The sequence below is a fragment of the Actinosynnema sp. NPDC059335 genome (assembly GCF_042752395.1).
In the GTDB taxonomy this organism is placed as follows: Bacteria; Actinomycetota; Actinomycetes; order Mycobacteriales; family Pseudonocardiaceae; genus Actinosynnema.
The window spans coordinates 1-9785 of the sequence record NZ_JBHYXZ010000236.1 but is presented as its reverse complement, the minus strand read 5'-3'; the positions used below and the strand labels follow the sequence as shown (position 1 = coordinate 9785).

Genomic DNA, 9785 nt, shown 5'->3' with positions numbered 1-9785 from the left:
GACCCGACGTAGCTGCCGCCGGAGGCCCACGGGCCCGTCGCCGTCGCCGCTCCCCCGCCGAGCCGCCCGGCCTCCGCCTCGACGCGGACCGCGCGCCGGTCGGCGTCCTGGGCGCGCACCTGGTCGAGCGTGCCGACGACCAGGGGGCTCCGGCCCTCGTTGGACAGCACGACCTCGGTGATCCCGGCCTTGAGGTGCACCGTCGCGCGGCCGGTCCACGCGCCCGCCCGGTCGGCGGTCAGGTCGCCGCCGGCGACGCGGCGGCCGGACAGGGTCAGGCCCAGTGCGCTGTGGCCGGTGCCGAACCAGGTGGTGGACAGCGCGTAGTAGCCGTCCTCCGCGGCGGACACGTAGGCGGTCACGGCGTCACCGGGGCGCAGGACCACGGCGTTCGGCACGAGCGCCCGCAGGGCCCGGACCCCGCGGTCGACCGAACCACCGGTGCGGCGCGCGTCGGCCAACGGGTAGCTCGCCTTCTCCGGACCGGTGACCTCGGTGAGGTCGATGCGGTCCAGCGCGATGTCGGCCGGGCGGCCGAGGAACCCGGTGGGGTCGCTGGTGCGCAGGGAGATGCGGTGCCGGCCGGCGGCGAGCTGGACCGGCGTGTCGAGCCTGCCCCGGTACTGCCAGTTCAGCGTGGCCGGGAAGGTCAGCGTGGTGACGTGGGCGTCGTCCACGTAGAGGGCCTGCCTGCCGACGAACCCGTTGGTGCCGTACAGGACGCCCAGCCGGTACGTCCCGGTGCGCGGCACGTCCACCTCGACGGTGACCCGCGAGCCGGCGTTGTTCATGTAGCCGACGTCCTTGCCGCCGGACGTGGTGTACCGCCAGCCCGACGGGTCCGACTGGTCGACCACGGAGGCGTTCTCCACCAGGCCGGACTCGGCTTCGTGGCGGGAGGTCCAGGGCGCGTCGGCGACCGGGGCCGGGGCGAGGCCGGCCGGGGTGACGATCACCTGGTAGGCGGCGAGGGGGTCGCCGCCGGGCACCTTGACGGTGAGCTCGCCGTCGGAGACCCGGACGCGGGAGGCCGCGACGACCGGTGGCTGCCCGGCGTCGCCCTCGTAGCCGGACCAGGTGGTCTTGGACACGCGCACGTCGACGTGACCGCCGAACAACCGCCGGTCCAGACCGGTGACGGCGACGTCCACCGGGTTGGCCGTGCCGCCGAGCAGCACGGTCGCCTTCGCGTCGGCGCGGTCCAGCGTCGCCAGGCCCTGCAACGTGTCCCGGGTGCTGGGGCGGGGCGCGGTGACGCGGACGGTGTCGCCGGACAGGTCGGCGTACCACTTGGTGAGCCACCAGCCGCCGTTGGCGCGGCCCGTGCGCACGGCCTGGTCGCTGAGGTTGCCGGCGAGCGACCAGTACGCCATCTGCCCGTCGACCTTGGTGTCCTCCAGCATGGTGATCCACTGGATCAGCTGACCGGGCACGGAGGTGTCGCGGCGGTTGGTGTACTCGGTGATGTTGATCGGGAGCGGTCCGATGCCCAGGGACTTCTCGAGGGCCCGGTAGTCCTCGTAGTGGGCGCGGTAGTGGTTCAGGGAGTCCGGGCTCAGCTCGTGCCAGGTGACGATGTCGGGCAGCACGTCGTTCGCCTTGGCGTAGGCGAGGAAGTCGCGCAGCCTGCCCGGGTTGTAGCTCGCCTCGCCGGGCCCGTCGATGCGCGCGGTGGGCAGCACCGACCTGACGGTCCGGTAGACCTTGGTCCAGTCGGCGAGGAACTTGTCCTTCTTGGTGGCCCAGTCGCCGTACCAGATCCAGTCGGGCTCGTTGAAGATCGTCCACACGAACCGGTCGCGGTCCGGTCGCGCGGCCACCTTCTCCAGCTGGGGCCGCAGCCGGGCGATGTAGTCGTCGATGCCCAGGTCCTGGTAGGGCCAGGCGCTGTAGATGTCCTGGGAGTTGATGAAGACGTCCGCGCCGCCGGCGGCGAAGAGGTCGTCGGCCACCACGAGGGCGTCGCCGTTGGGGTGCTGTTCGCCGTCCGGCGGCTTCTGGGCGATGGTGCGGGGCTTCATGCCGGCGATGAGGTCGCGCGACGGCACGCCGGGGTCGCCCAGGCCGTAGAGGATGCCGGTCGCGCCGCCGCGGAACGCCCCGGTGGGGGCGGCGAGGTCCACGCGCAGGGTCTCGGCGGCGGGTTCGGTCCGGGCGGCGGCGGTCGGGGTCGTCGGCGACAGGGTCGCCAGCAGCAGCGCGGCGGCTACCGCGCCGATCGGGAGTCGGGGTCTTGCCGGTCGGTGTCGCATCGTCGCTCCACAGGGTTACCGGGGTGGGTGGTTACCGGAACAGCGCGTTGACCTGCTCGTTGGCCTGAGTCAACGAGGACGGGTCGGCTTGGAAGGCCAGCACCGCGTCGATGGCCGGGCCCATGACGGCGGAGATCTCGGGGGCGTGGTCGGTGATCGGGAACAGGTGCGTCGCGCCCTCCTCCAGCGGCCGGGTGAACGCGGTGATGTCCACGCCCTTGGCCGCGAACCGCTCCTTGGCCACGGCCAGGGCCTCGGGCAGCGCCGGGAACACGACGGCGTGCTCGCCCACGGCGTTCTGGCACTCGGCGGAGGCCAGGTGCTTGACCCACTTCCAGGCGCCCTCGCGGTTGTCGGTGCCCGTGTAGATCGAGTCGGCCAGGCCGTTGAAGATGGTGGCGCGCTTGCCGGACGGGCCGGTCGGGGTGGGCGCGACGCCGACCTCGACGCCGTCGTAGCCGAAGTAGCTGTTGATCATCCACGAACCGTTGGTGCTCAGCGCGTACTTGCCCGCGCCGAAGCCGTCGTTGACGCTCGTGCCGGAGCGCGCGGTGGCCAGGCTGGGCAGGTAGCCCTTGTCGATCAGGCCGCGGAACCAGGCCATGGTCTGCTGGAAGCGGGGGTCGTCGTAGTTGAAGCGGCTGCCCCACGGGTTCTCGTCGGTGTAGGTCCAGCCGGTGCTCAGCGCGTACATGCTCCACATCTGCTGGCCCACGCCCGCGACGTTGTTCTCGTCCAGGCCCAGCCCGTGCACCGCCACCTTCGACTTGTCGAAGCCGGGCTCGTCGCCGCGCACCCCGTTGGCGTCCACGGTGAGCCGCGCGATGAGCTTCTCGTAGGTGCCGCCGTCCTGCGGGTTCCAGGTGAGGTTCGCCAGGTCGGCCTCGGCGACGCCCGCGTCGGCGAGCATCTTCTTGTTGTAGAACAGGGCGACGGTGTCGAAGTCCTTGGGCAGGCCGTAGCGCTTGCCGTCCCGGGTGGTCCACAGGTCGGCCAGGCCGTTGGGGTAGACATCGGTGGGCACGCCGTCGCGGGCCACGAACTCGTCGAGCGGCAGGAGCTGGTCCTTGGCCGCGTAGGTCGGGAAGTAGTTGAGGTGGTTGGTGAACACGTCCGGCGCGGTGCCCGCCACGAGGTCCGTGGTCAGCTTGTTCCAGTAGTCGGCCCACCCGAACTGCTCGATCTTCACGGTGGTGCCGGGGTTGGCCTGCTGGAACGACGTGGCGCACGCCTGGTAGGCGGGCAGCTGGTTGGCGTCCCACAGCCAGTAGGTGATCTCGTCGGAGCCGCTGCCCCCACCCGGCGCGCCCGCGCAGCCCGCGAGCGCCAACGAGACGGCGGCGGCCAGGGCGGCCGGCTTGGACAACTTGTTGTGCACGGTGAACTCCTTTGTCCCACCCGTGTCCGGACGGCTACTTGATGCCGGAGAACTGGATGGAGTCGACGATCCGGCGCCCGAAGGCGGCGAACAGCGCGATGACCGGCAGCGCCGCGAGCAGGGTGGCGGCCATGAGGCCGGCCCAGTCGGGGCTGCCCTGCGGTGTCTGCGAGCGGAAGACGCCCAGCGCCACCGTGAGGACGCGCACGCCCTCACCCTGGCCGACCAGCAGCGGCCAGAAGTACTCGTTCCACGCGGTGATGTAGGCCAGCAGCGCCACCGTGGCCAGCGGCGCCCGGCTCATCGGCAGCACGATCCGGAAGAAGATCCTCGGGTGCCCGGCCCCGTCGATGCGCGCGGCCTCCTCGACCTCGCGGCTCAGGCCGAGCAGGAACTGGCGCATGAAGAACACCGCGAACGGGGTCATGAAGAAGAACGGCAGCACGACCGCCGCGTAGGTGTTGAGCAGCTTGAGGTCGCGCATCAGCACGAAGTTGGGCAGCGCGGTGAAGATCGGCGGGATCATCAGCGCGGTCAGGAAGACGAAGAACACCGCTTCCCGCCCGCGCCAGCGCAACCGCGCGAACGCGTACGCGGCCATCGAGCTGAACAGCACCTGCCCGGCGGTGATGACCGTCGAGGTGAGCACCGAGTTCAGCAGGTAGCGCCAGAAGTCGATCGACGCGCCGGAACCGCCCTGGGCGCGGGCCTCCGCGAGCGACGCCAGGCCCAGCACGCGCTCGTACGCGCCCGACGTGAACCCGGCGGGCAGCAGCGAGTCGGCGTTGGCGGCCAGCGCCCGGTTGTCCGACAGCGACACGCGCAGCATCCAGTAGAAGGGGAACAGCGTGATCAGCACCAGCAGGGCCAGCACCGCCCAGCCGAGCGCCCGCCGCCACCGCGGGCCGATCGTCGTCGAGGTCATCACGGCTCCTTCAGTCCAGGTCCGAGCCGCCCGCGCGCAGCAGGCGCAGCTGCGCCACCGCCAGGCCCGCGAGGATCAGGAACAGCACGACCGACAACGCGGCCGCGTAGCCGAAGTCGAACTGCTGGAACGCCTTCTCGTAGATGTAGAAGTAGATGACGCGGGTGGCGTCGACCGGGCCGCCGCGGGTGGTGACGGCGACGGTGTCGAAGATCTGGAACGACCCGATCACCGTCAGCACGAGCACCATCGCGAGCACGGGCCGCAGCAGCGGCAACGTGACGCTGCGGAACACCCGCCACTCCGACGCCCCGTCGATGGCCGCGGCCTCGTACACCGACTTGGGGATGGCCTGGAGCCCCGCGAAGAGCAGCAGCGCGGTGTAGCCCATGTGGCGCCACACGTTGACCAGCGCGATGGTCGGGATGGCCGTGGAGGTCTCGCCGAAGAACGCCACCGGGTCGATCCCGACCCACGACAGCATCGCGTTCACGATGCCGAGCTGGGCGTCGAGCATGGTGTACCAGACCAGCGCCACCACCACGTTCGCGATCAGGTACGGCAGCAGCAACAGTCCCCGCACCAGCGAGGATTTCGTCAACCGGTGCATCAGGACCGCGATGAGCAGCGCCACGACGGTCTGCACGCCGATGTTGATCACCACGTACTCGGCGGTGACCAGCAGCGCGTTGCCGAACTTCGGGTCGCTCAGCGCGTCGCGGTAGTTCTGCGCCCCGACCCAGTTCGGCGTGGCCAGCAGGCTGTAGTCGGTGAAGCTCAGGTAGAACGTCTGCAGCGCGGGCCACGCGTAGAACAGCGCGAAGCCGAAGCCCGCGGGCAGCAGGAACAGCACGGCCGCCCGCAGGTCGCCGCGGCGTCGGACCGGGTGGGCGGCGGTCATGCGCGCTCCTCCCGCACCAGGTGCAGCAGCAGGGCCTGCTCGGGGTGCAGCGGCGGGGCCTGCACCCCCACCTCGGCCAGTTCCCGACCGGACAGGCGGACGCCGGTGGCCAGCCAGGGCACCTGGACCAGGGCGGTGGAGGGCGGCAGGCCGCCGTGGTCCACCGGACGGACGTGGTAGCGGACGTCGGGCGGCAGGCCGGGCACCGCGACCCGGCCCGGTGAGGTGGTCGTCCCCGAGGCGATCGCGACCACGGCGAACAACGCCTGCGCGTCGTCGTCGGCCACCACGCCGTGCACCAGGACGGCCGGGTCGGGGGAGTCCGCCCGCACCACCCGGCCGCGGTGCAACCAGCCGCGGACCTCCTTGTAGAACGCCACCCAGCGCGCCAGCTCGGCCAGCTCGGCCTCGTCGGCGGCGGCCAGGTCCCACTCGATGCCCAGGTGGCCGAACAGCGCGGTGGCCGCCCGGAACGCCAGGCCGTGCCGCCTGCCCGTGGTGTGCGACCGGTCGGCCCCGACGTGCGCGCCGACCAGCTCGGGCGGCAGCAGCAGGCCGGTCCAGCGCTGGATGCCCTGGCGCTCCAGGGCGTCGATGCAGTCGCTGGCCCACACCCGGTCGGTGCGCTCCAGGATGCCCAGGTCCACCCGCGACCCGCCGGACGAGCACGACTCGACCTCCAGGCCGGGGTGGCGGCGTCGCAGCTCGTCCAGCAGCCGGTAGACGGCCAGCGTCTGGGCGTGCACGGCGGCGCGGCCGGTGCGCGAGTCGCCCGCGTCGACCAGGTCCCGGTTGTGGTCCCACTTGAGGTAGGCCAGCCGGTACTCGTCGACCAGGGCGTCGAGGCGCGCGAGCACGTGCTCCCACGCCTCGCGGCGGGTCAGGTCGAGCACGTACTGCCCGCGCACCAGCGGCGGGCGGCGACCGCCGGTGGCCAGCACCCAGTCCGGGTGCGCCCGCAGCAGGTCCGAGTCCGCGCTGACCATCTCCGGTTCCACCCACAGGCCGAACTCCAGGCCCAGCGACCGGACGTGGTCCGCCAGCGGGTGCAGGCCGTCCGGCCAGACCTGCTCGTCCACGTGCCAGTCCCCCAGGCCGGCGGTGTCGTCGCGCCTGCCCCGGAACCAGCCGTCGTCCAGCACGAACAGCTCCGCGCCGACCGCCGCGCCCCGGTCGGCCAGGTCGCGCAGCCGGTCCAGGTCGTGGTCGAAGTACACGGCCTCCCAGGTGTTGAGCACCACGCGCCGCGGGCCGGCCGGGTGGTGCGGCCGGGAGCGCAGGTGCCGGTGGAAGCGGGCGGACAGCTCGTCCAGGCCGTCGCCGCACGAGCCGAACACCTCGGGCGTCGTGTAGGTCTCCCCCGGCCCCAACCGGACCTCGCCGTCCAGCAGCAGTTCGCCGCCGCCGAGCACGGCCTCCCCCGTGGGCACGCGCTCGGCGTAGGTGCGGTGGTTGCCGCTCCACGCGACGTGCACGCCCCACACCCGGCCCCGGCGGAACCCGAAGCCGCTCTCCCCCGCCACCAGGACCAGCGTGGCGTCCGACCCGGTCCGGCCGCGCCGGCCGTCGCGCACGTGCGCCTCCACGCCGAACGGCCTGCGCTGCGGCGTGCGCTCGCGGCCCCAGCGCCCGGTGAGGTCGAGCAGTTCGTTCGCGCGGGCGGGCACGGGGAGCGTGAGCGCCAACCCGTTCAGGGTGTAGGGGGTGTCGCCGGTGTTGCGCACGGTGCCCCGCATCCGCACCAGGCCAGCCGGGGTCAGCCCGATCTCCAGGTCGAGCGCGAGCCCGGCCTCCGCGTCGGCCGCGGCGACCAGGCACGTGCCACCGCTCTCCGCGACCCGTTCGACGGTGAACAGCGGCGACCAGTCGCGCCCGTCGCGGTGGCCGCGCAGGCCGGGCAGGCCGGGCCAGGCCGTCGCGTGCTCCGGCACCACCGCCACGGCGCTCGGGACGTCGGTCGCGTTGGGCACCACGGCCGGCGCGGACGCCGCCGCGACCGCGTCCGGATCCGCCCCGGGACCGAGATCGGCGCCCCAGTGCAGGACGTGCGGCAGCCGGGAGTCCTTGCAGCGCAACACCAGGCTCACGCCCCCGGCTCGCAGGTGGACGATCCGGTCGGCGGCATCGGGGTGGTCGGCGGCCGGCGCGGTGACCGGTGGCGCGGTGGACACACAGCCCTCCAGGGGGTTGGCATCACATTGAACGTTCCATGGACGATGTCAGCGGCACCCCGACGCGGTCAACGGCGACCGCGGTAACGAGTCGGCAACATTGATCGTTCAATGTGTCGAGCCCGTCACGTAGGGTGAAAGATGGCGGGTGACGACAGGAGGGCGGACCGGTGTCCCGAGGCGGTGCTGATCAGGAGAGGCGGCGCGTCGGCATCGTGGACGTGGCCGCCGCCGCGGGCGTCTCGCGGCAGACCGTGTCCAACGTCCTCAACGGGCGGGACGAGTACTACTCGACCGCCACGTACGAGAAGGTCACCAGCGCCATGCGGGCGCTGGGCTACCAGCCGAACCGGGCCGCGCAGACGTTGCGCTCGCGCCGCACCAACCAGCTCGGCTACCACATCTTCGGCGAGCAGCTCGACCGCGCGCAGGGCTTCACCCTGCACTTCCTGCAGTCCCTGGTGAAGGCCGCCTCCGACGTCGACCACCAGGTCCTGGTGTTCACCCACCGCCGGGACGACCCGCTGGGCGTGTTCAAGGACCTCGTCGCCCGGCACGCCGTGGACGCGATCATCCTGTCGGAGTCGACCGTCGAGGACGAGCGGGCCCGCTTCCTGGCCGACAGCCGCATCCCGTTCGCCTGCTTCGGCCGCCTCGCGCCCGACCTGCCGCAGCGCTGGGTGGACGTCGACAACGCGGCCGGCATGCGCGAGATCGTGGACCTGCTCGTCACCGAGGGCCACCGGCGGTTCGCCTACCTCGGGGCCGACGGCGACCAGTACTGGAAGCTGGACCGGCTCGACGGGGTCGTGCGGCGCCTGGCCCACCACGGCATCCGCCTGCCCAAGACCTCGGTGTTCCGCGGCCCCGACAGCGGCGTCCGCCGCCGCGCGCGGCAACTGCTGACCGGCAAGAACCCGCCGAGCGCGATCGTGACCGGCAGCGACGCGGTCGCCGCGGTCGTGGTCAACGTCGCGCACTCGCTCGGGCTCAGGGTGGGCGACGACGTGGCGATCACGGGTTTCGACGGCGGCGCGGTCGGCCTGGTCACCGAGCCCACGCTGACCGGCGCCCGCATCCCCGTCGAGCGCATCTCGCACGAACTCGTCGCCCGCTGCCTGCGCCAGGTCGAGCACGGTCACGACGACGAGCCCGGCCTGCTCCTGCCCACCGACCTCGTGCGGGGCGGCAGCGCCTGACCGGCGGCCCGGTCGGCTTCGGCCCAAGCCTGGACACCGCCGGGCGCGCTCTCTAATGTAACGTTCAATGTCCACCTGATCACCCGGCGCACCGGTCGAGTCGCCCGACCGGTCGGCAGTGGTTGTTAGCGCTAACAGAAGACCGCAGACCTCCTGCCCGCACCGGGCGACGAGAGTCAAGGAGAGGCAATGACGCCCACTCGACCGCGGAGGCGACTCCTGCACCTGCTCACGGCCGCCGCCGCCCTGGCGGCCGTGGTGACCACCGCGCCGCCCGCCCCGGACACCGCCGCGGCCGCGCCGGGCAGTCCCGCGCTGACGCCCCCGATGGGGTGGAACTCGTGGAACAGCTTCGGCTGCGGCATCACCGAGGCCCAGGTCCGCCAGGCGGCGGACGCGATGGTGTCCTCGGGGATGCGGGACGCGGGGTACCAGTACGTGGTGGTGGACGACTGCTGGTTCGACCCGCAGCGCGACAGCGCGGGCAACCTGCGTTCCCACCCCACGAAGTTCCCGAGCGGGATGAAGGCGTTGGGCGACTACATCCACGCCCGGGGCCTCAAGTTCGGCATCTACCAGGTGCCCAACGAGCGCACCTGCGCCCAGGGCACGGGCGCGCACCCCGGCTCGACCGGCAGCAAGGGGCACGAGGCGCAGGACGCCCGGACGTTCGCGTCCTGGGGTGTGGACTACCTGAAGTACGACTGGTGCTCGGGCGCGGGCACGCGGGACGAGCAGGTCGCCCGGTTCACGCTGATGCGGGACGCGTTGCGGGCCACGGGTCGGCCGATCGTGTACAGCATCAACCCGAACAGCTTCCACCCGATCACGGGGGACAAGTACAACTGGGGTGAGGTCGCCGATCTGTGGCGGACGACCGAGGACTTGTTGGACATCTGGCAGAACGGGAACGTCAACAGTTACCCGATGGGTGTGGGGAATGTGGTGGACGTGACCGC

The 9785-nt window shown here is 72.2% G+C and carries 7 protein-coding genes; 2 read left to right on the top strand and 5 right to left on the bottom strand.

What is annotated here, in order from left to right; all coding sequences use genetic code 11:
* The 5 genes from ACFXGA_RS38150 to ACFXGA_RS38130 all read right to left on the bottom strand — a co-directional run.
* The coding region (locus tag ACFXGA_RS38150) for a hypothetical protein (RefSeq protein WP_378097399.1) at positions 1-2252 on the bottom strand (2252 nt) is incomplete at its 3' end.
* Positions 2253-2283: 31 nt separating this feature from the next.
* A complete protein-coding gene (locus tag ACFXGA_RS38145) occupies positions 2284-3630 on the bottom strand; it encodes an ABC transporter substrate-binding protein (RefSeq protein WP_378097396.1) in 1347 nt (448 codons plus the stop codon).
* A gap of 34 nt (positions 3631-3664) precedes the next feature.
* On the bottom strand, positions 3665-4555 hold the full coding sequence (locus tag ACFXGA_RS38140) for a carbohydrate ABC transporter permease (RefSeq protein ID WP_378097393.1): 891 nt from the start codon (positions 4553-4555) through the stop codon (positions 3665-3667).
* A gap of 10 nt (positions 4556-4565) precedes the next feature.
* Positions 4566-5456 (bottom strand): carbohydrate ABC transporter permease, encoded by an 891-nt coding sequence (locus ACFXGA_RS38135; RefSeq protein WP_378097390.1) that lies wholly within the window; start codon positions 5454-5456, stop codon positions 4566-4568.
* Complete coding sequence (locus tag ACFXGA_RS38130; RefSeq protein ID WP_378097387.1) at positions 5453-7627, bottom strand: alpha-galactosidase; 2175 nt, start codon at positions 7625-7627, stop codon at positions 5453-5455. The genes ACFXGA_RS38135 and ACFXGA_RS38130 overlap by 4 nt, the downstream gene beginning before the upstream one ends.
* Positions 7628-7797: 170 nt before the next feature.
* On the opposite strand from ACFXGA_RS38130, the gene ACFXGA_RS38125 reads away from it, so the two are divergent.
* Both ACFXGA_RS38125 and ACFXGA_RS38120 read left to right on the top strand, forming a co-directional pair.
* Positions 7798-8826 (top strand): LacI family DNA-binding transcriptional regulator, encoded by a 1029-nt coding sequence (locus tag ACFXGA_RS38125; protein WP_378097384.1) that lies wholly within the window; start codon positions 7798-7800, stop codon positions 8824-8826.
* A gap of 189 nt (positions 8827-9015) precedes the next feature.
* Positions 9016-9785, top strand: a 770-nt coding sequence (locus ACFXGA_RS38120) for a glycoside hydrolase family 27 protein (protein WP_378097381.1), incomplete at its 3' end; no start/stop codon positions are given.